General features: G+C 70.1%; 21 protein-coding genes. 7 read left to right on the top strand and 14 right to left on the bottom strand.

The genetic code is table 11. The annotated features are described in order from the left end of the window. Window positions 1-36 precede the first annotated feature (36 nt). Together ACFY9S_RS08365 and ACFY9S_RS08360 are read right to left on the bottom strand one after the other, a co-directional pair. Entirely contained in the window at window positions 37-492 is a 456-nt protein-coding gene (locus ACFY9S_RS08365; RefSeq protein ID WP_031141000.1) for an Lrp/AsnC family transcriptional regulator, read from the bottom strand. Window positions 493-551: 59 nt separating this feature from the next. Further along, on the bottom strand, window positions 552-1,214 hold the full coding sequence (locus ACFY9S_RS08360; protein WP_391124423.1) for a UbiX family flavin prenyltransferase: 663 nt from the start codon (window positions 1,212-1,214) through the stop codon (window positions 552-554). Window positions 1,215-1,329: 115 nt separating this feature from the next. On the opposite strand from ACFY9S_RS08360, the gene ACFY9S_RS08355 reads away from it, so the two are divergent. Then, on the top strand, window positions 1,330-1,935 hold the full coding sequence (locus tag ACFY9S_RS08355; protein ID WP_391124420.1) for a rhomboid family intramembrane serine protease: 606 nt from the start codon (window positions 1,330-1,332) through the stop codon (window positions 1,933-1,935). Here ACFY9S_RS08355 and mqnP read toward each other — a convergent pair. Both mqnP and ACFY9S_RS08345 read right to left on the bottom strand, forming a co-directional pair. Further along, complete coding sequence (mqnP, locus tag ACFY9S_RS08350; RefSeq protein ID WP_391124418.1) at window positions 1,925-2,827, bottom strand: menaquinone biosynthesis prenyltransferase MqnP; 903 nt, start codon at window positions 2,825-2,827, stop codon at window positions 1,925-1,927. The genes ACFY9S_RS08355 and mqnP overlap by 11 nt on opposite strands. Next, window positions 2,824-4,275, bottom strand: coding sequence for a menaquinone biosynthesis decarboxylase (locus ACFY9S_RS08345; protein ID WP_391124415.1), 1,452 nt, complete (start codon window positions 4,273-4,275; stop codon window positions 2,824-2,826). Before ACFY9S_RS08345 ends, mqnP begins: the two co-directional genes overlap by 4 nt. A gap of 66 nt (window positions 4,276-4,341) precedes the next feature. Between ACFY9S_RS08345 and ACFY9S_RS08340 the strand changes: the two genes are divergently transcribed. Both ACFY9S_RS08340 and ACFY9S_RS08335 read left to right on the top strand, forming a co-directional pair. Continuing rightward, window positions 4,342-4,671 carry a PLD nuclease N-terminal domain-containing protein gene (locus tag ACFY9S_RS08340; protein WP_102907880.1) on the top strand — a complete coding sequence of 110 codons (330 nt, stop codon included), beginning with the start codon at window positions 4,342-4,344 and terminating at the stop codon, window positions 4,669-4,671. A 63-nt stretch (window positions 4,672-4,734) separates the two neighbouring features. Next, a complete protein-coding gene (locus ACFY9S_RS08335) occupies window positions 4,735-5,250 on the top strand; it encodes a DUF664 domain-containing protein (protein WP_391124412.1) in 516 nt (171 codons plus the stop codon). A gap of 9 nt (window positions 5,251-5,259) precedes the next feature. Here the strand turns inward: ACFY9S_RS08335 and ACFY9S_RS08330 are convergent, their stop codons facing one another. Together ACFY9S_RS08330 and ACFY9S_RS08325 are read right to left on the bottom strand one after the other, a co-directional pair. After that, complete coding sequence (locus tag ACFY9S_RS08330; protein ID WP_237305141.1) at window positions 5,260-5,370, bottom strand: DUF397 domain-containing protein; 111 nt, start codon at window positions 5,368-5,370, stop codon at window positions 5,260-5,262. Beyond that, window positions 5,318-6,277 carry a Scr1 family TA system antitoxin-like transcriptional regulator gene (locus ACFY9S_RS08325; protein WP_391124409.1) on the bottom strand — a complete coding sequence of 320 codons (960 nt, stop codon included), beginning with the start codon at window positions 6,275-6,277 and terminating at the stop codon, window positions 5,318-5,320. The genes ACFY9S_RS08330 and ACFY9S_RS08325 overlap by 53 nt, the downstream gene beginning before the upstream one ends. A gap of 105 nt (window positions 6,278-6,382) precedes the next feature. Here ACFY9S_RS08325 and ACFY9S_RS08320 point away from each other — a divergent pair, with 105 nt between their 5' ends. Next, window positions 6,383-6,988, top strand: coding sequence for a hypothetical protein (locus ACFY9S_RS08320; RefSeq protein ID WP_391124406.1), 606 nt, complete (start codon window positions 6,383-6,385; stop codon window positions 6,986-6,988). Between the two features lie 17 nt (window positions 6,989-7,005). Here ACFY9S_RS08320 and ACFY9S_RS08315 read toward each other — a convergent pair whose 3' ends face one another. Continuing rightward, the gene (locus tag ACFY9S_RS08315; RefSeq protein ID WP_391124403.1) at window positions 7,006-7,419 is read right to left on the bottom strand and encodes a DUF6281 family protein; all 414 of its coding nucleotides are present in this window, start codon (window positions 7,417-7,419) and stop codon (window positions 7,006-7,008) included. A 279-nt stretch (window positions 7,420-7,698) separates the two neighbouring features. Between ACFY9S_RS08315 and ACFY9S_RS08310 the strand changes: the two genes are divergently transcribed. From ACFY9S_RS08310 to ACFY9S_RS08300, 3 genes are all read left to right on the top strand, one after another. Then, window positions 7,699-8,451, top strand: coding sequence for a MerR family transcriptional regulator (locus ACFY9S_RS08310; RefSeq protein ID WP_391124401.1), 753 nt, complete (start codon window positions 7,699-7,701; stop codon window positions 8,449-8,451). Window positions 8,452-8,455: 4 nt separating this feature from the next. Continuing rightward, window positions 8,456-8,908 carry a deaminase gene (locus tag ACFY9S_RS08305; protein ID WP_391124398.1) on the top strand — a complete coding sequence of 151 codons (453 nt, stop codon included), beginning with the start codon at window positions 8,456-8,458 and terminating at the stop codon, window positions 8,906-8,908. A gap of 135 nt (window positions 8,909-9,043) precedes the next feature. Beyond that, window positions 9,044-10,456, top strand: a complete 1,413-nt coding sequence (locus ACFY9S_RS08300; RefSeq protein ID WP_391124395.1) for a condensation domain-containing protein — start codon at window positions 9,044-9,046, stop codon at window positions 10,454-10,456. A 16-nt stretch (window positions 10,457-10,472) separates the two neighbouring features. Here ACFY9S_RS08300 and ccsB read toward each other — a convergent pair whose 3' ends face one another. The 7 genes from ccsB to hemL form a co-directional block, all read right to left on the bottom strand. Continuing rightward, window positions 10,473-11,552 carry a c-type cytochrome biogenesis protein CcsB gene (gene ccsB, locus ACFY9S_RS08295; RefSeq protein ID WP_391124392.1) on the bottom strand — a complete coding sequence of 360 codons (1,080 nt, stop codon included), beginning with the start codon at window positions 11,550-11,552 and terminating at the stop codon, window positions 10,473-10,475. After that, window positions 11,549-13,294, bottom strand: coding sequence for a cytochrome c biogenesis protein ResB (locus tag ACFY9S_RS08290; RefSeq protein ID WP_391124389.1), 1,746 nt, complete (start codon window positions 13,292-13,294; stop codon window positions 11,549-11,551). The genes ccsB and ACFY9S_RS08290 overlap by 4 nt, the downstream gene beginning before the upstream one ends. 3 nt (window positions 13,295-13,297) lie before the next feature. Beyond that, window positions 13,298-14,068, bottom strand: coding sequence for a cytochrome c biogenesis protein CcdA (locus ACFY9S_RS08285; protein ID WP_391124386.1), 771 nt, complete (start codon window positions 14,066-14,068; stop codon window positions 13,298-13,300). Window position 14,069: 1 nt separating this feature from the next. Next, window positions 14,070-14,717: a redoxin family protein gene (locus ACFY9S_RS08280; RefSeq protein ID WP_391124383.1), complete on the bottom strand. Its 648-nt coding sequence runs from the start codon at window positions 14,715-14,717 to the stop codon at window positions 14,070-14,072. Between the two features lie 66 nt (window positions 14,718-14,783). Further along, complete coding sequence (locus ACFY9S_RS08275; protein WP_391124380.1) at window positions 14,784-16,082, bottom strand: hypothetical protein; 1,299 nt, start codon at window positions 16,080-16,082, stop codon at window positions 14,784-14,786. 195 nt (window positions 16,083-16,277) lie between these two features. Continuing rightward, on the bottom strand, window positions 16,278-16,925 hold the full coding sequence (locus ACFY9S_RS08270) for a histidine phosphatase family protein (protein WP_391125484.1): 648 nt from the start codon (window positions 16,923-16,925) through the stop codon (window positions 16,278-16,280). A gap of 38 nt (window positions 16,926-16,963) precedes the next feature. Then, a complete protein-coding gene (hemL, locus tag ACFY9S_RS08265; RefSeq protein ID WP_391124377.1) occupies window positions 16,964-18,280 on the bottom strand; it encodes a glutamate-1-semialdehyde 2,1-aminomutase in 1,317 nt (438 codons plus the stop codon). Between the last annotated feature and the right edge of the window lie 49 nt (window positions 18,281-18,329).

Below are 18,329 nucleotides of genomic sequence, written 5' to 3'. Positions count from 1 at the left end.
TTTCTCCGAAGACGTCCCCACCGTACGACCACGCCGCTACTCCTCCTCGGGCAGCTCCCCGACCCGGTTCTCCCACTTCGTGGAGAGCACGATCGTCGTACGCGTGCGGGACACGCCCTCGATACCGCTGAGCCGCCGGATCATCTTCTCCAGGCCGTCCACGTCCGCCGCCCGCACCTTGAGCATGTACGAGTCCTCGCCGGCGATGAACCAGCAGTCCTCGATCTCCGAGAGGTCCTTGAGGCGCTGCGCCACGTCCTCGTGGTCGGTTGCGTCGGAGAGTGAGATGCCGATCAGGGCGGTGACGCCGAGGCCGAGCGAGGCGGCGTCGACGGTGGCCCGGTAGCCGGTGATGACTCCGGCGGCCTCCAGCCGGTTGATGCGGTCGGTGACACTGGGTCCCGACAGTCCGACGAGGCGTCCCAGCTCCGCGTAGGAGGCCCGGCCGTTCTCCCTCAGGGCCTGGATGAGCTGCCTGTCCACCGCGTCCATTGCGATCGAAGCCTTCCGCTGAAGTTGTCGTTGTGTCCGATGAGGTTCGGGTGTGCTGCTCAGCCGTCGCGGTGCGCACCGCCGCCGAGTTCACCCTGCCAACGGCGGTAGAGCCGGTGCGGCACGCCCGCCGCGTCGAGTACGCGTCCGGCGACGAAGTCCACCAGGTCCTGGATGTGCGTCGCGCCCGCGTAGAAGGCGGGTGAGGCGGGCACGACGGTGGCGCCCGCGTCGTCGAGGGTGACCAGGTGCCGCAGGGTCTGGCCGTTCAGCGGGGTCTCGCGCACGGCCACGATCAGCTTGCGTCCCTCCTTGAGGGTCACGCTCGCCGCCCGCTGGAGCAGGTCCTTCGACAGGCCGAGCGCGACCCCGGCCACGCTCGCCGTCGAGGCGGGCACGATGAGCATGCCCCTGGTGGGGTACGACCCCGAGGAGGGCCCGGCGGCCAGGTCGCCGGCGCTCCAGTGCCGTACGGCGCCGATGTCGACGGAGAAGGTGTCCGGCTTGCCGTCCGCGCCCCGGGACAGCCATTCCCGCAGGTCGGCCTGCCAGTGGGCGTCCCGGAAGGAGATCCCGGTCTCGTCCAGCAGGGTCAGCCGGGAGGCCCGGGACACCACAAGATCGACGCTTTCGCCGGCGGCGAGGAGGGCCCGCAGCACGGCAGCGGCATACGGGGTGCCGGAGGCCCCGGACACCCCTACGATCCAAGGCGTACGCGGCATCTCGCCTGGCTTGACTGGGTTCACAACACCGAGCCTATCCGGCGCCGCAGGGTGGGAACCGGCCAAGGGGTGCGGGCCGTTGCACGGAGGGGACGAGCGAGCACTGGGGGTCGCCATGTCAGGTTCCGGAACCGGGTGGTCGACGAGCGATCGTGCGCTGGCCGCGGGCAAGCTGATGCTCGCCTGGGTCGCGCTGCTGTGGCTGCTGGAAGTGGCCGACGTGGCCACGGGCCACGCGCTGGACGGCTTCGGCCTCACCCCGCGCGACCCTTCCGAGCTGGTCGATGTCGTCCCCTCGTCCTTCATCCACTTCGGCTTCGCCCATCTGGCGGCGAACACCGTGCCGCTGCTGGTCCTCGGTTTCCTCGCGGCGCTCGCGGGCCTGCGCCGGTTCCTGCTCGTCTGCGCGCTGATCATCCTCGTCGACGGCCTGGGCGTCTGGCTCATAGCCCCGGACGGCACCAACACCGCGGGCGCCTCCGGTGTGATCTTCGGCCTGTTCGGCTTCCTCCTGGTCAGCGGCTTCGTCGAGCGCCGCGCGCTGGGCGTCCTGGTGGGCGTTCTGGTCGCCGCGATCTGGGGCGGCTCGATCCTGGCGGGCCTGGCCCCGACCCAGACGGGCGTCAGCTGGCAGGGCCATCTGCTGGGCCTGCTGGCGGGTGTCGCGGCGGCGTTCGTGTTCCGTCGCGACCCGGCAGCGCCACCCGCGCTCACACGGTGAGGCCGCGCACCAGCAGATCCAGCAACGCGCACACGAACAGGGCGATCCCGATGAAGCCGTTGACGCTGAAGAACGCGCGGTTCACCCGGGAGAGGTCGTGCGGGCGGACGATCGAGTGCTCGTAGAGGAACGCGCCGGCGACGATCAGCAGGCCCAGCCAGAAGAAGGCGCCCGCGCCGGTGGCGAGGGCGTACCAGACGAAGAGGGCCGTCGTGAGGGCGTGGCAGACCCGGGCGCCCCACACGGCCGCCGGGATGCCGAAGCGCGCCGGGACGGACATGACGCCGATCTCACGGTCGGTCTCCACGTCCTGGCAGGCGTAGATCAGGTCGAAGCCGCCGATCCAGATCCCGACGGCGAGACCGAGGATCACCGCGTCCCAGGACCACTCCCCCGAGATCGCCAGCCAGCCGCCGACCGGGCCCATGGCCTGGGCGAGGCCGAGGATGGCCTGCGGGAAGTTCGTGAACCGCTTGCCGTACGGATAGACCACCATCGGGATCACCGCGATGGGGGCCAGGGCCAGGCACAGCGGGTTGAGCAGGGCCGCCGCGCCGAGGAAGACGACGAGGGCGATGAGCGCCCCCGTCCAGGCGTGCTTCACCGACATCGCACCCGTCACCAGCTCGCGCTGCGCCGTGCGCGGGTTACGGGCGTCGATCTCCCGGTCGATGATCCGGTTGACGGCCATGGCGAACGTACGCAGGCCCACCATGCAGACGGTGACCAGCAGCAGCTTGCCCCAGTGGATGTTCTCGTCCCACTGGAACATCGCCGTGAGCGCGGCGATGTAGGCGAAGGGCAGCGCGAAGACCGAGTGCTCGATCATCACCAGCCGCAGGAAGGCCTTGGTGCGTCCCGGCTGCGGGATCGCGGCGGAAGCGGAACTCACAGCCCGTACTCCTTCCAGCGGCGGTCCACCTTCGCCGCCGTCTCCGGGTCCGACTCCACCATGTCCGGCCAGCCGCCGTCGCGGGTGTAGCCCTCCTCGGGCCACTTCCTCGTCGCGTCGATACCGGCCTTGCCGCCCCAGAACTGCTGGTACGAGGCGTGGTCGAGGTGGTCGACGGGGCCCTCGACGACCGACAGGTCGCGGGCGTAGTCCGTGTTGCCCAGCGCCCGCCAGGCGACTTCGTGCAGATCGTGCACGTCGCAGTCGGAGTCGACGACGACGATCAGCTTGGTCAGGGACATCATGTGGGCGCCCCAGACGGCGTGCATCACCTTCTGCGCGTGCTTCGGGTACTTCTTGTCGATCGAGACGATCGCGCAGTTGTGGAAGCCGCCCGCCTCCGGCAGGTGGTAGTCCACGATGTCCGGCACGATGATCTTCAGCAGCGGCAGGAAGAAGCGTTCCGTCGCCCTACCGAGCGGCCCGTCCTCCGTCGGCGGGCGGCCCACGACGATCGACTGGAGCAGCGGCCGCTTCCGCATCGTCACGCAGTCGATCTTCAGTGCCGGGAAGGGCTCCTGCGGCGTGTAGAAGCCGGTGTGGTCGCCGAACGGACCCTCGGGCAGCATCTCGCCCGGCTCCAGCCAGCCCTCGATCACGACCTCGGCCTGCGCGGGCACCTGGAGCGGCACGGTCTTGCAGTCGACCATCTCGATCCTCTTGCCCGCGAGGAACCCGGCGAACAGGTACTCGTCGATGTCCCCGGGCAGCGGCGCGGTGGAGGCGTACGTCACGGCGGGCGGGCACCCGAAGGCGATCGCGACGGGCAGCCGCTCGCCCCTGCGCGCGGCCACCTGGTAGTGGTTCCGGCTGTCCTTGTGGATCTGCCAGTGCATGCCGATGGTGCGTTTGTCGTGCCGCTGGAGCCGGTACAGCCCGAGGTTGCGTACGCCGCTCTCCGGGTCCTTGGTGTGGGTCAGCCCCAGATTGAAGAACGACCCGCCGTCCTTCGGCCAGGTGAAGAGGGCGGGCAGCTGGTCGAGGTCGACGTCGTCCCCGGTGAGCACGACCTCCTGCACGGGGCCGTCCTTCACCTTCTTCGGCGGCACGTGGGTCATCGCACCGAGCTTGCCGAAGGCCTCCCGGACGCCGACGAAGCCGTGCGGCAGCTCGGGCTTCAGCAGCCCGCCGATCCGCTCGGAGATCTCGGCGTACGACTTGAGGCCCAGCGCCTTCAACAGCCGCCGGTCCGTGCCGAACACGTTCATCGCGAGCGGCATGCGCGACCCGCGCACGTTCTCGAAGAGCAGGGCGGGGCCGCCGGACTTCTGCACCCGGTCGACGATCTCCCCGACCTCCAGGTACGGGTCCACCTCGGCCTTGATGCGCTTGAGGTCGCCCTCGCGCTCCAGCGCCCTGAGCAGGGAGCGAAGATCGTCGTAAGCCATGGGGTCCAGTATCCCCGAGCCGCTACCCTGGCCTGGAACCACCCACCACTTTCGCTGAGAGGCCGCATGCTCCGGGTACTGATGTTCCTCGTGCCGCTGGCACTCAGCGTCTACGCGTTCATCGACTGCATCAGCACGAAGGACGACGAGATCCGCCACATGCCCAAGCCGCTGTGGGCGATCCTCGTACTGCTGTTTCCGCTGGTCGGGTCGATCTCCTGGCTCATCGCCGGCAAGAAGCGCAGCCCCGCCGCCGACGGCTGGTCCGGGGCCCGCGGCGGCCGCTCCCGGCAGTGGGTGGCGCCCGACGACAATCCCGACTTCCTGAAGTCCCTGGACAAGGACAAGGACGCGGACCCGGATCCGGATCCCGACGAGCGCAGGCGCGAGGAATAGTGCTTGCGCGGCTGCCGATCTATTGAGTCGACATCCGCTCAGAGCTGCGCGAAGCTCCTCGCGATGACTCAACGAACCGATACACCCTCCGCGTGGGACGAGCGTACGCAGCTGGTCACCTTCCTGGACTACGCCCGTGACACCGCGCTGGCCAAGTGCGAGGGCGTGTCAGCCGAAGACGCCCGCAAGGCGCCGCTCCCGAATTCACCGCTGATGACGTTGTGCGGGCTGATCAGCCATCTGCGCTGGGTCGAGCACCACTGGTTCCAGGTGATGTTCCTGGGCGAGGAGCCTGCCGGGCCGCTCACGGAGGCGACCGACGACGATCCCGACCCCGAGATGCGGACCGCGGTCGACATCCCGCTGCCCCGGCTTCTCGCCGAGTACCGGGAGCAGAGCGCCCGTTACCGCCGCCTGGTGGCCGAGCACGACCTGAGCTCAACGGCCAAGCGTCCCATCAGCGATGGCCGCCATGTCGACCTCCGCTGGGTGATCCTCCACCTGATCGAGGAGACGTCCCGCCACAACGGCCACCTCGACGTCGTGCGTGAACTCGTCGACGGGCGGACCGGCGTCTGAGACCGTCACTCAGAGGGCGGCGGTGAACGCCGCCCAGGCGGACCGGCCCACGACCAGGACCGGTCCGTCAGGGTTCTTGCTGTCGCGGACGGGGACGGTTTCGGGGAAACCGGGGGCTATTTCTATGCAGTTGCCGCCGTTGGCGTCGCTGTAGGTGCTCTTGATCCACGTGGCCGCGCTGAGTTCGGGCTCGGTCATGATGCTCGTACCTCTCCATCGCGTCGCTGATCAGAGCGGCGGACTCGGGGGCTGACAGAGCGTCCGCCCTGAGCACATCATATGAGTGGCTGTGGCTCGCGAAGAGAGCTGGATCGTCGTTGAAATGGCCGCGATCCAGCGACTCCGAGTAGACCCACTCGCGCCCGTCGGGCAGCTTGATCAGTGACATGGAGCCGCTCGGGCGAAGCAGACCGAGTCGATCCGCAGGGGCGACCTGGATACGGATATTGGGCCGTCGCCCCACGCTCAGCAGGTGGGCGCACTGGTCCCGCATCAGCGCGGGGCTTCCGAGGATGTTGCGCAGGCAGCTCTCATCGAGAACGACGATGTACAGCGGGCCGCCCTCCGCCAGAAAGCGTTGCTGCCTGCTCAGTCGGGCCCTGACCCGTTCTTCCAGCTCTTCTCCGCTGACGGCACGGGAAAACAGCGACCGTGCATAGTCCGCCGTCTGCAACAAGCCCGGGATCACCCGCTCCTGGTACTCCCGGAGGGAGGTGGCCACCTCGTCCATCTCCGCCCGCCGCCGGAACCAGTCCGGATGCTCCACCTGCGGATACCAGTCGATGCGGCCCCACAGCCGCGCCAACACCCCACCCGTACTCAGAAGTTCGTCACAGGTCTTGGCGAACGTGTCTTGCGGAACCCTCGTACCGGCCTCCACCCGCGCCACATGAGAGCGGTCGCAGGGGATCTGCCTCGCCAGCGCCTCCTGCGTGAGCAGCGCGGCCTCGCGGAAATGCCGGAGCACCTCCCCGAACACGGCGGCCGTACTCGCCCCCGACTCCGCTCCGCCGTTCCGTCGGCTCACGGCTCCCCCCTCCGTGACAGTGCACCGGTGTCACACCTCAAGCATTGAACCGGACTGTTCCCGTGCGCAACGCTCGATACACCCAGAGTGACGGAGGTGCACGGAATGGAACCGGGAACGCTCGTCTACGACCCTCAGACGCGCAAGGTCGGTGAATACCAGGACAGGACCGGCCCGTACGTGATACTGCGCCCGGTCGGCGGCGGCCGGGAATGGCAGGCGGACCCGGCGAGGATCCGTGAGGCGACCCTGGACGAGCGGCTCAGCGCGGGCGTGCGTGCGCTCAACAACCGTTCCAGGGAGGGACTGTCGGCCGATCCGACCCGGCCGCCTTCCCCGGTGCCCGGGTGCGCGGGCTGTGAGGAACTGGCGCTCCAACGGGACCGCGCACGCGCGGCGTTCGACGGCAGCGCCGTGACCGATGCGAACGTGCTGCTGCGCCAGCACCAACGCGACGAGCACGGTGGGGAGTCGACCGGCCGCAGGATCTTCCGGTACGTGCCGTACACGATCGTCCAGGACCCGTCCGCCCTGCCCGAGTACGAGGCGCGCTGCGTCTCGGGCGAGGAGGCGGACTGCGGGGCGGGTTCGGGGCCGTGCCGGGCGCCCGGCGAGGTGGAGGAGTGGCAGCGCAGGCACACCCAGGAGACGAGGCACCTGCGCTACCGCCGCAGCTTCGCCGACTACGCGGTCCTGCAGCGGCAAGGGTGAAGCCCGGCCGGTGTCCGTCAGGAGCCGTCGGTCATCTTCCGCAGCGCCGGCGGGAGTTCCTTGACCGAGTCGGCGACGGCGAGACGGTACGCGCCGGGGTCCTCGGCCACCGCGATGGCGACGGCCGGGTCCACGCCCCGCAGGGCGAACGCCGTCATCAGGACCGGGCCCTCGCCGTCGTCGCCGTCACCCGGGGTGTCGTCGCACGCCGGGCGGGTGGCGCTGCCGAGCGACTCCCCCACGGGGACGTCGGTCACCTCGCGGCCCAGGTACCTGCGGCTGTCGTACTCGATGACGTACGCGCACGATGCCTGGGGCTGCGCTTCGTCGTCCGGGGACGCCGCCGTGCAGCCCACGGACAGCGAGAGCAGAGTCACCGCGAGCAGCGCCCGTGCGGGGCCGTGGTCGACGCGCGTCGGTGACGCCTTCATGGGTGGCCTCCTTGGGGAGCGTGCGCTCCGGCTCGGTGCATGCGCTACGAAGACGTGGGCGAGTGCGGATCGGTTCGGTTCGGTTCGGTTCGGTTCCCGGGCTCTCCCTGGGAGACCAGCCGTCCCCGAGGAGAAGCGGCCCGCGATCAGACGTCCGGCCGTCGTGAAGGCCTCGCGGATCGCCTCCAGGCCGTGCTGCCCTTCAAGTCTTCCATGGAAGTTCAGCGTTGAGACTTGAGAGCACCTTGCGTCCGGTCGGCTGCCGTAACCTTCAAATCGATGACGAACGACCGCCGCCTCCGTCCCGTCGACCTGGCCCGGCTGGCCGGTGTCTCGACGCAGCAGATCCGTAACTACGAGGGCGCCGGTGTGCTCCCGCAGGCCGCGCGGACCCCGTCCGGCTACCGCGTCTTCGGGGAGGTGCACCGCGGCGCTCTGCTGGCGTACCGGACGCTGATGCGGGGGTACGGTCCGGTGACGTCGGCGGGGATCATGCGGACCCTGCACACGGGGGACGTCCCGGGCGCGCTCGCACTGGTCGACGCCGCGCATGCCGCCCTGCACGAGGAGCGGGTGTCCCTGCGGGCGGCGAGCGAGGCCCTGGAACTTCTCGCGGCCGAACCGCCCGCCCCGCTGCCGAGTTCGGGCGGGCTGCGCATCGGTGAGGTGGCGGCGCTGCTGGGCGTACGGACCTCCGCGCTGCGGGTGTGGGAGGGGGCCGGGCTGCTCACGCCGGGGCGCGAGCGCGGGACGGGCTACCGGGTCTACGAGCCGGCCGATGTGCGCGACGCCCGGCTCGTGCACACCCTGCGTCGCAGCCACTATCTGTTCGACCAGATCAGGCCGGTGCTGGAGGGGCTGCGGCGCGAGGGCAGCAGCGCGGCGCTGCGGGCGGCCGTCGCGGCTCGCGGGGAAGCGCTGGCGGCCCGCAGCAGGGTGATGATCGAGGGCGCGGGCGCCCTGCACACGTACCTCGAACAGTTCAGCCCGGCCGCGGCGACGACGGGGCCGACGGCAGACGGGCAAGGATGAGGGCATGGACCCGGCACAGGCACGCACATGGCTCACGACCGCCGTCGAGGAGGCCCGGACCGGGCTCGCCGAGGGCGGGATCCCGATCGGGGCCGCGCTGTACGGCGCCGACGGCGCCCTGCTGGGCCGCGGCCGCAACCGCCGCGTCCAGGACGGCGATCCGTCCCTGCACGCGGAGACGGCGGCCTTCCGCGCGGCCGGGCGGCAGCGCTCCTACCGGGGCACGACGATGGTGACGACGCTGTCGCCGTGCTGGTACTGCTCCGGCCTGGTGCGGCAGTTCGGCATCTCCCGGGTGGTGATCGGCGAGGCGGTCACCTTCCACGGCGGCCACGACTGGCTGGCCGAACACGGTGTGGAGATCGTGCTGTTGGACGACGCCGAGTGTGCCGGGTTGATGCGTGACTTCATCGCCGCACAACCCGCGCTCTGGAACGAGGACATCGGCGTCAACTGAGCACACGGGGCAAGCCCCGTATCGCCGTTCGAGATGCCATCCGTTCTCCTGAAATGTGACGACACGCGGTGTGGCCGGTGGCGGGCTCGGCATTCCCTTGATCGGGTCTGTCCCAACTGCGAACGGAGACGCCCCGTGCGAATGACCGACATCCAGCGCTGCGAGGTCCGGCCTGGACGACTCGTCGAATGGACGCTCAGTCCGGCGACCGTCGCGACGGCGAAGGCCCTGCCGGAGGACTCCAGGCCGCCCGCCTACATCCAGGAGTCGCACCTGCGGACGGCGCGGTCGGTGCGCGAGGACGGACTGTTCGTCCCGACCTGGATCGGCGCGGCCTTCGACCTCCCGGGCCGGGCCGACCTGGACGCCCTCGGTGCGGCGCTGCGCGGCTGGACGCTGCGGCACGAGACGCTGCGCAGCGGCTTCCGCTGGGCGGGCGGCCCGGGCGACTCCATCCGCCGCTTCACCCTCGACCCGGCCTCGGTCTCCCTGCACCGCGAGGACGCCGGGGAGTTCACCGACCCGGTCGCCCTGGCCCAGCACCTCCAGGACCGCTTCGACACCACCGCCGACGCGCTGCGCTGGCCGAACCTCATCTACACGGCCGTCGTCCGGGACGACTCCACCAGCGTGTACATGGCCTTCGACCACAGCAACGTCGACGCGTTCTCCCTCTACCGCATCCCGGCGGAGATCCAGGAGCTGTACGCCGGTCATCTCACCGGCCGCGCCCCGGAGCAGCCCCCGGTCTCCAGCTACGTCGACTTCTGCGAAGCCGAGCGGGCGGACGCGGACCGGCTCGACGCCGACCACGAGATCGTCAGCCGCTGGCGGGAGTTCATCCGGCGCTGCGACGGGCGGCTGCCGAGCTTCCCCGTCGACCTCGGACTGGACCCCGGGGCTGGTCTGCCGACGCAGAAGCTCATGCGCGAGATGCTCGTGGACGCGGACGCCGCCGCCGCGTTCGAGGCGTACTGCCGGCCCTTCGGGGGTTCCCTGGTCGGGCTGCTGGCGGCGACCGCCCTGATCGTCCACGAGATCGGCGGTGAGCCGGTCTACCGGACGGTGGTGCCGTTCCACACCCGGGCGAAGTCGAAGTACTCGGACTCGGTGGGCTGGTACGTCGGCGGCGCCCCGATCGAGGTGCCCGTCGCGCAGGCGCCCGACTTCCCCGCCGCGCTGAGGACCGTACGCGCCGCGCTGCACGCCACCCGGCCGCTGGCCCGGATGCCGCTGGCCCGGGTGCTGCGGCTGCTCGGCGGGGACTTCCGGCCGACGTCCCCCGACCTGTACTCGATCGTGTCGTTCGCCGACGCGCGTGGCATCCCCGAGTCCGAGACCTGGACCGAGCGCAGCGCCTACGGCCTGATCCGGGTGTCGTACGGCGACCAGGTCTGCGTCTGGGTCACCCGGATCCACGAGGGCCTGTGGTTCGCGGCCCGCTACCCGGACACCGATGTCGCGCACAAGAACCTGCGGCTGTACGCCGACCGGCTGCGCGACATCGTCGTGTCGGTCGCGGACCACGCTCCCGCCCCACGGCGGTGAGGTGCCCCGGCGGGTCCTACACGCCCGCGTAGGAGTGCTTGCCGGAGACGAAGATGTTCACGCCGTAGTAGTTGAACAGCCAGCAGCCGAAGGCGATGAGGGCCAGGTAGGCGGCCTTGCGGCCCTTCCAGCCGGCGGTTGCGCGGGCGTGCAGGTAGCAGGCGTAGGCGACCCAGGTGATGAAGGACCAGGTCTCCTTCGGGTCCCAGCCCCAGTAGCGGCCCCAGGCGTCGCCGGCCCAGATGGCGCCCGCGATGATCGTGAACGTCCACAGCGGGAAGACGGCCGCGTTGACGCGGTAGGAGAACTTGTCGAGGGAGGCGGAGGAGGGCAGCCGCTCCAGGACGGACGTCGCGAACGTGCCGGGGGTGCCGCCGCTCGCGAGCTTGCTCTCGTACGAGTCCTTGAACAGGTACAGGATCGTGCCGACCGCGCCCACGTAGAAGACCGCGCCGCAGAAGATCGCCGTCGAGACGTGGATGTACAGCCAGTACGAGTGCAGGGCCGGGACCAGCTGGTCGCTGGCGGTGTAGAGGACCGTGACCGCCAGGCCCAGGTCGAGCAGGACCGAGGTGATCAGGAACAGGCCGAGCCAGCGCACGTTCTTCTTCAGTGCCAGCAGCCCGAGGTACACGCCGACGGCGACCGTGGAGAACGTGATGTTGAACTCGTACATGTTGCCCCAGGGGGCGCGCTCCACCGACAGGGCGCGGGTGACGACCCCGCCCAGCTCGACCAGGAAGGCGAGCACCGTGAGGGAGATGGCGATCCGGCCGTACAGGTCGCCCTGTTCGTCCCCGCCATGTGCCCCGGGGCCGTCCGGCACGTCGCGCTGACCGGCCGCGGCCCGCACGGTGACCTTCGGCCGCTCCAGCACGGCGGTGCCGCCGGCCTTGTTCACGGTGACGGCCGGGGCCTTCTGGGCGTCCGGTCGGGTGGTGAGCGCGGCGGCGGTCCGGGCGACCTTGCTGCGGCTGCCGAAGAGCCATTCGGCGATGTACGCGAAGAAGGCCAGGGTGTAGACGGCCATCGCGGAGTAGATCAGCACATTGCTGATGCTCGCGAGGTTTTCGTTGGTGGCGGCGGCGAGAGTCACTGCTTCTCAGCCCCTTCGGCAGGTACGGGGGTTGCGGTACCCGGCTCCAGGTCGGTGTCGGGGGAATCTGTGGGGTCGTCCGGGTCGGGCGCGCCCGGTGCCTGCTCGTACAGGACTCCGGCGAGGTCGCCCAGTTCCTCGGGGACCTTGGCGGACTCGCTGCGGCCGAGGCCGGCCATCTCGACGACGGTGACGCCGTCGGCGCCCCTGACCGCGCGCACCCAGACGCGGCGGCGCTGGATGAACAGGGAGGCGGCGAGGCCGCCGATCGCGGCGAGGGCACCGGCGAGGGCCCAGCCGCTGCCGGGCTGCTGGACGACCTGGAAGCCGGCCCACTCCTTGATGTCCTTGCCGAAGGTGACCGAACCGGCGCCGTTCGGGAGCTTCATGGTCCCGCCGGGCTTCAGCAGCTTCTTGAACAGCTTGCCCTGGGAGTCCTTGTACTCCTTCATGTTGGTGCGGTCCATCTGGTACACGCTCTGCGGGATGCCCGAGTCGGCCCCCAGGTCGCCGTGGTAGGCGGACAGCGCGAGCAGCGGTGAGTCCAGCGCGGGGAACTGCGAGAGCATCGTGCCGCTGGCGGAGCCGCCGAACGTCGGCACGAAGAACGCGTTGAAGCCGAGCTGTTCCTTCTTGCCCTGGGCGTTGCGGTAGCCGTCGAGGACCTTGACGACGCCGGAGGAGGTGACGTTCGCGTCCAGCGGCAGCAGCGGTACGGCGTCGTCGAAGACGACCTTGCCCTTGGCGTCCCGGACGGTGATCACGGGGGCGTAGCCGTGGCTGACGAGGTAGACCTTGGAGTCGCCGATCTCCAGGGGGTGGTTGACCCTGACGGTGTCGTTCTCGTCCTTGCCGTAGGCGCCCGCGCTGTAGGTGATGTCGGCCTGGTAGATCCGCGGAGTGCCCTTGTTGGGGCCGGTGCGCTCGTAGGTTCCGGTGAACTTCTTCAGGTTGAAGCTGAACGGCACCAGGTCGTCGGACGTGAAGAGGTTGCCGGACTTGAAGTCGTCGTACTGGGTGAGGGTGTTGGAGAAGCCGTCACCCTCGACGACGAGCTTGTTGCCCTCGGACTTGAAGAGCTGGCCCCAGGCGAAGGCGGTCAGCATCACGATGAGGGCGATGTGGAAGGCGAGGTTGCCCAGCTCGCGCAGGTAGCCCTTCTCGGCGGCGACGGCGTTCCCGGTGAGGTGGGTGCGGAAGCGTCGCTTCTTCAGCAGGGCCAGGGCGGCCTGGTGGACCTGCTCGGGTTCGGCCGTGGTGCGCCAGGTGGTGTGCGCGGGCAGCCGGTTCAGCCGCCGGGGCGCGCCGGGCGGCAGGCCGCGCAGCTGGCCGACGAACTGCCAGGTGCGGGGCACGATGCAGCCGATGAGGGAGACGAACAGCAGGATGTAGATCGCGGAGAACCACACCGAGCTGTAGACGTGGAACAGGCCGAGCTTGTCGTAGACGTCCCCAAGGGTGGGGTTGGCCTTGCGGAAGTCGGCGACCTTCGTCTCGTCCTGGCCGGACTGCGGGATGAGCGAGCCGGGGATCGCGCCGAGGGACAGCAGCAGGAGCAGCAGCAGGGCGACCCGCATGGAGGTCAGCTGCCGCCAGAACCAGCGGGCCCAGCCGACGACGCCCAGGGCGGGCAGGTTGGGCGCGTCCTCCTTGGGGGCGGTGGACAGCAGGGAGCCGGCGTCACCCAGCTCGCGGGCCTCGGCGGCGGAGGGGGCCGGGTCGGAGGCGGTGGTCTTGCTCATCGATCAGATCCCCACAGTGAAGCCGTCGGACCAGACCTGCATCTCCTGCACGATGCGGTCCCACGCGCCGGTCAGCAGGAGCAGACCGGTCACGATCATCATGGTGCCGCCGACCCGCATCACCCAGACGTAGTGGCGCTTAATCCAGCCGAAGGCTCCGAGGGCCTTGCGGAAGGCGACCGCGGCGAGCACGAAGGGCACGCCCAGGCCAAGACAGTACGCGAAGGTGAGGGCGGCACCGCGTCCGGCGCTTCCCTGGTCGGAGGAGAGGGCCAGCACGGAGGCGAGGGTGGGGCCGATGCAGGGCGTCCAGCCGATCCCGAACAGCGCTCCGAGCAGGGGCGCGCCGACCAGCCCGGCCACCGGCTTGCGGTGGAGCCGGAACTCGCGCTGGGTGAACCAGGGCATCAGGCCCATGAAGAAGACGCCCATGAGGATCATGAGCACGCCGAGCACCTTGGACAGGACGTCCTTGTGCTCCTGGAGCGTGTCGCCGAAGTAACCGAACAGCGCGCCGGAGGAGACGAACACGGCGGTGAAGCCGAGCACGAACAGGGAGGCGCCCGCGACCATCCGGCCGCGCCGCGCCTCGGCGAGATCGGTGCCGGCGACCCCGGTGACGTAGGACAGATAGCCGGGTACGAGTGGCAGCACGCACGGCGAGAAGAACGAGACGAGTCCGCCGAGCAGCGCGATCGGCAGGGCCACCAGCAGCGCGCCGTTGAGCACGGTGCCGTTGGGGTCCGTGACCGCGGCGAGGGTGAGCGCGCTCACGTCACTTCTCCGCGACGACCGGCTTGAGCATCTTCAGCAGCCGTTCCTCGCTGAGCGCGGACAGCGAGCGGGCCGCGATCCTGCCGTCGCGGTCGAGGATGAGCGTGGAGGGGATCGCCTGCGGGTTGAGCGTGCCCTTCTTGAAGCGCAGCAGCAGCTTGCCGGTCGGGTCGTAGAGGCTGGGGTAGGTGATGCCCCAGTCCTTCTCGAAGGCGAGGGCGGCGCCGGTGGAGGTGTCGCGGGTGTTGATGCCGACGAACTGCACGCCCTTGCCGGCGTACGCCTTGGAGACCTTCGCGAAGTACTTGGCCTCGGCGCGGCAGGGGTTGCACCAGGAACCCCAGACGTTGAGGACGACGACCTTGCCCTTGTAGTCGGCGACGTCGAGGGTCTTGCCGGCGATGGTCTTGCCGGACAGCTCGGGCGCCGGGGTGCGCTCGCCCTCGGCGGCCGTGGCGATGCCGTCGGTGCCGGTGACGAAGTTGGTGTTACCGCCCCCGCCGGAGGTGCCGCCGGAGCCGCACGCGGAGACGAGCAGCGCGGTCGCGGCGAGACCGGCGGTCAGGGCGGCGCTACGGCGGACACGGCGGGCGCGCTCGGTGGCACGGGTCGTGCGGTTCGAACGCTGGGGGGCGCTGGCAGCACTCATGTGAAAAGTTTCGCATGCCCGTTCTGGGGGTCTCGCCCACCCCCCTTGCGGGCGGAAAACCGCATTTCAGGCGGCGTTCCGCGAGGCGTTTTCGCTGGGGGTGGAGGTCCGGCCGGTGAACTCCCGCCAGCCACCGGCCGGCTGCTGCCCGACCCCGAGCGTGCGGAGCTTGTCGAGCACCTCGGGCTTCTGCACGTCCAGCCAGTCGGTGAACTGCCGGAAGGAGACGAGACGCACATCCGCGCCCTTCTCCTTCTCGCGCGCGATGTGCTGGAAGGCCTCCTCGACGGCGTCCATGTAGATGCCGCCGTTCCACTGCTCGAAGTGGTTGCCGATGAAGAAGGGTGCCCGATTTGTCTCGTATGCCCGCTTGAATCCCTGGATGTACGCCTGCGCCGACTGCTTCCGCCAGCCCGGGTAGTTGTGGGCCGGGGCCTTCGTGGAGTTGAGGGACTGGTTGGCGAGCATGTTGTAGTCCATCGACAGGACCTCGAAACCGCGGCCGGGGAAAGGTATCTGCTGGAGGGGCAGGTCCCAGATGCCCTGGCGCTTGCGCGGCCAGACCTGGAGGCCGCCGGGCGAGGAGGCGTCGTAGCGCCAGCCGAGCTCGCGGGCGGCGGGCAGCAGGTTGTCCTGGCCGAGCAGGCAGGGCGTACGGCCGCCGACGAGTTCCTTGTCGTAGTCGAACGGCAGCGACGGCAGGTCGGTCCAGCCGGTGTTGGTGCGCCACTCCTTGACGAAGGACTTCGCCTGGTCGATCTCGCTGCGCCACTGCCGGGGCGTCCAGTTCTTGACCGAGCCGTGGGACTCGCCGCAGAAGTGCCCGTTGAAGTGGGTGCCGATCTCGTGGCCTTCCAGCCACGCCCGGCGGACGTTCTTCAGCGTGTCCTTGACGTGCTCGTCGGTGAGGTAGCCGATGTCGGAGGCGCCGCGCGGGTTGTTGGGCGGGTCGTACAGGCGCTTCTTCGACTCGGGCAGCAGGTAGAGCCCGGACAGGAAGAAGGTCATGCTCGCGCCGTGCTCCTCGGCGAGGTCAAGGAAGCGCGGGAAGAGGCCGTTGCCGACCTCGCCGGCGCCGTCCCAGGAGAACACGACGAACTGCGGCGGGGTCTGCCCGGGCTCCAGCGGCTCGGGCCTGCCGGGCTGGCGGGGCTGCTTGCCGGTGTGGGCGGTGGAGCCGTCGCCGATGGGCCGGGCGGTGGGCTCGGGCTTCGGCTTCGATCCGCCCTGGGCGGAGTCGCCGCCGGAACCGTCGGCGTGGCCGGAGTCGTCCGAGCCCGTGAGACCGCCGCATCCGGCGAGCGAGACAGCGGCGGCGGCTCCCGCGCCGAGTCCGAGCATTCCCCTGCGGGAGAGAGCGCGCATGGCATCCCCGATTCGTTCACGTCGTGCTGGTCACCCAGTGAGAGGACGTGGCGAACGCGGAGGTTCCGCCGATATGCGCAGATTCAGTAACGAAGCAGCCCTAAACGATCGGGAAGCAGTCGTAAACGATCAGAAGGGGGCGAAAGAACGGCACTCACGCGCCTTCCGAGCGCCCCCGCACGCAGGTCCGCGGACCTACGCTCCGAACGCCTTGCCCTGGCCCTTCACCGGCTTCGCACCGGCAAGGAGATGAGCCGGGACCAGGTCGCGGGCCGGCTCCGAGTAGCCGACGGAGACGATCCGGTCGCCCTGGTACGTGAAGGTCGTCAACGAGGCGAGCGTGCACTGCCGCCTGCGCGGGTCGTGCCAGAGGCGGCGGCGTTCGACGTAGGACCGGACGATCCAGATGGGCAGCTGGTGACTGACGACGACCGCCTCGTGCCCGCGGGCCTTGTCCTTCGCCGCGCTCAGCGCGCTCATCATGCGGACCACCTGGTCGACGTACGGCTCGCCCCAGGACGGCCGGAACGGGTTCACCAGATGCTTCCAGTTGCCGGGCTTGCGCAGCGCCCCGTCACCGACGCCGAACGTCTTGCCCTGGAAGATGTTGTCGGCCTCGATCAGCCGCTCGTCCGTGACGAGGCCGAGCCCGTGCGCCTTCGCGATCGGCTCGGCCGTCTCCTGCGCCCGCTCCAGCGGCGAGGCGACCACATGCGTCACGTCGCGGCCGGACAGATGCTCCGCGACCCGGTCGGCCATCCGGCGGCCCAGGTCGGACAGGTGGTAGCCGGGGAGACGGCCGTAGAGGATGCCGTCCGGGTTGGCGACCTCGCCGTGCCGCATGAGGTGGACGACGGTGATGTCCTTGTCCGTCACGTCGCTCACGCCGTCGCCTCCGCAGCCGCCCGGGCCGCCGCCGGAAGAGCGTCGGCGATCCGCTGCACGGCCCGCTCGTCGTGCGCGGTGGACACGAACCAGGACTCGAAGGAGGACGGCGGCAGGTAGACGCCGTCCGCGAGCAGCGAGTGGAAGAACGCGGTGAAGCGGAAGGACTCCTGCGCCTTGGCGTCCTCGTAGTTCCGCACGGGCCGGTCGGTGAAGAACACGGAGAACATGTTGGAGGCGGTCTGCAGCCGGTGCGCGACGCCCTCCTTGGTCAGGGCCTCGGTGACGAGCCCCTGGATCTCCTTCGACACGGCGTCGACCTTGGCGTACGCGGCGTCGTCGAGAAGCCGCAGCTGGGCGAGCCCGGCGGCGGTGGCGACGGGGTTACCGGAGAGGGTGCCGGCCTGGTAGACGGGCCCGGCCGGGGCGAGGTGGGCCATGACATCCGCGCGTCCGCCGAAGGCCGCCGCGGGGAAGCCGCCGCCCATGACCTTGCCGAAGGTCATCAGGTCCGGGACGACGCCGTCGACCCCGAACCACCCGGCGCGGCTGGTCCGGAAGCCGGTCATGACCTCGTCGGAGACGTAGAGGGCACCGTTCTCGGCGCAGAGGTCCTTCAGGCCCTGGTTGAAGCCCTCGGCGGGCGGTACGACGCCCATGTTGCCCGGGGAGGCCTCGGTGATCACGCAGGCGACCTCGCCCGGGTGGGCCCGGAAGGCCTCGCGTACGGCGTCGAGGTCGTTGTACGGCAGGACGATGGTGTCGCCGGCCTGGGCGCCGGTGACGCCCGGCGTGTCGGGCAGCGCGAAGGTGGCGACGCCGCTGCCGGCCGCGGCGAGCAGCGAGTCGACGTGCCCGTGGTAGCACCCGGCGAACTTGATCACCTTGGTGCGCTGGGTGAAGCCGCGCGCGAGCCGGATCGCGGACATGGTCGCCTCGGTCCCGCTGGACACCAGCCGCACCTGCTCCAGCGGCGCGACCCGGGCGGTCATCTCCTCGGCGAGCGCGACCTCGCCCTCACCGGGCGTACCGAAGGACGTACCGCGGGAGACGGCGTCCTGCACGGCGGCGATGACCTCGGGGCGGGAGTGCCCGAGGATCATGGGCCCCCAGGAGCACACGAGGTCGACGTACTCCCTGCCGTCGGCGTCGGTCAGATAGGGGCCGGTGCCGGACACCATGAACCGCGGCGTGCCGCCGACGGCCCGGAAGGCCCGCACCGGTGAGTTCACGCCACCGGGCGTGACGGCCGCCGCACGGTCGAAAAGAGCCTGCGAGGCCGGGGCTTCATACGGATATGCCAGTTCACTCATGACCTGCGACTCTCCGACCTTCTCCGACGCTGTCGGGCTCCGGGTGCCA

It is taken from the genome of Streptomyces sp. NPDC012474 (genome assembly GCF_042955185.1).
Taxonomy (GTDB): domain Bacteria; phylum Actinomycetota; class Actinomycetes; order Streptomycetales; family Streptomycetaceae; genus Streptomyces; species Streptomyces cahuitamycinicus.
This window is presented reverse-complemented; position numbering and strand designations above follow the sequence as displayed.

Coding starts and splice junctions, on each gene's coding strand:
- ACFY9S_RS08365 (WP_031141000.1), bottom strand. CDS start 492: ATGGACGCGGTGGACAGGCAGCTCATCCAGGCCCTGAGGGAGAACGGC.
- ACFY9S_RS08360 (WP_391124423.1), bottom strand. CDS start 1,214: ATGCCGCGTACGCCTTGGATCGTAGGGGTGTCCGGGGCCTCCGGCACC.
- ACFY9S_RS08355 (WP_391124420.1), top strand. CDS start 1,330: ATGTCAGGTTCCGGAACCGGGTGGTCGACGAGCGATCGTGCGCTGGCC.
- ACFY9S_RS08345 (WP_391124415.1), bottom strand. CDS start 4,275: ATGGCTTACGACGATCTTCGCTCCCTGCTCAGGGCGCTGGAGCGCGAG.
- ACFY9S_RS08340 (WP_102907880.1), top strand. CDS start 4,342: ATGCTCCGGGTACTGATGTTCCTCGTGCCGCTGGCACTCAGCGTCTAC.
- ACFY9S_RS08335 (WP_391124412.1), top strand. CDS start 4,735: ATGACTCAACGAACCGATACACCCTCCGCGTGGGACGAGCGTACGCAG.
- ACFY9S_RS08320 (WP_391124406.1), top strand. CDS start 6,383: ATGGAACCGGGAACGCTCGTCTACGACCCTCAGACGCGCAAGGTCGGT.
- ACFY9S_RS08315 (WP_391124403.1), bottom strand. CDS start 7,419: ATGAAGGCGTCACCGACGCGCGTCGACCACGGCCCCGCACGGGCGCTG.
- ACFY9S_RS08310 (WP_391124401.1), top strand. CDS start 7,699: ATGACGAACGACCGCCGCCTCCGTCCCGTCGACCTGGCCCGGCTGGCC.
- ACFY9S_RS08305 (WP_391124398.1), top strand. CDS start 8,456: ATGGACCCGGCACAGGCACGCACATGGCTCACGACCGCCGTCGAGGAG.
- ACFY9S_RS08290 (WP_391124389.1), bottom strand. CDS start 13,294: ATGAGCAAGACCACCGCCTCCGACCCGGCCCCCTCCGCCGCCGAGGCC.
- ACFY9S_RS08280 (WP_391124383.1), bottom strand. CDS start 14,717: ATGAGTGCTGCCAGCGCCCCCCAGCGTTCGAACCGCACGACCCGTGCC.
- ACFY9S_RS08275 (WP_391124380.1), bottom strand. CDS start 16,082: ATGCGCGCTCTCTCCCGCAGGGGAATGCTCGGACTCGGCGCGGGAGCC.
- ACFY9S_RS08270 (WP_391125484.1), bottom strand. CDS start 16,925: ATGCGGCACGGCGAGGTCGCCAACCCGGACGGCATCCTCTACGGCCGT.
- hemL (WP_391124377.1), bottom strand. CDS start 18,280: ATGAGTGAACTGGCATATCCGTATGAAGCCCCGGCCTCGCAGGCTCTT.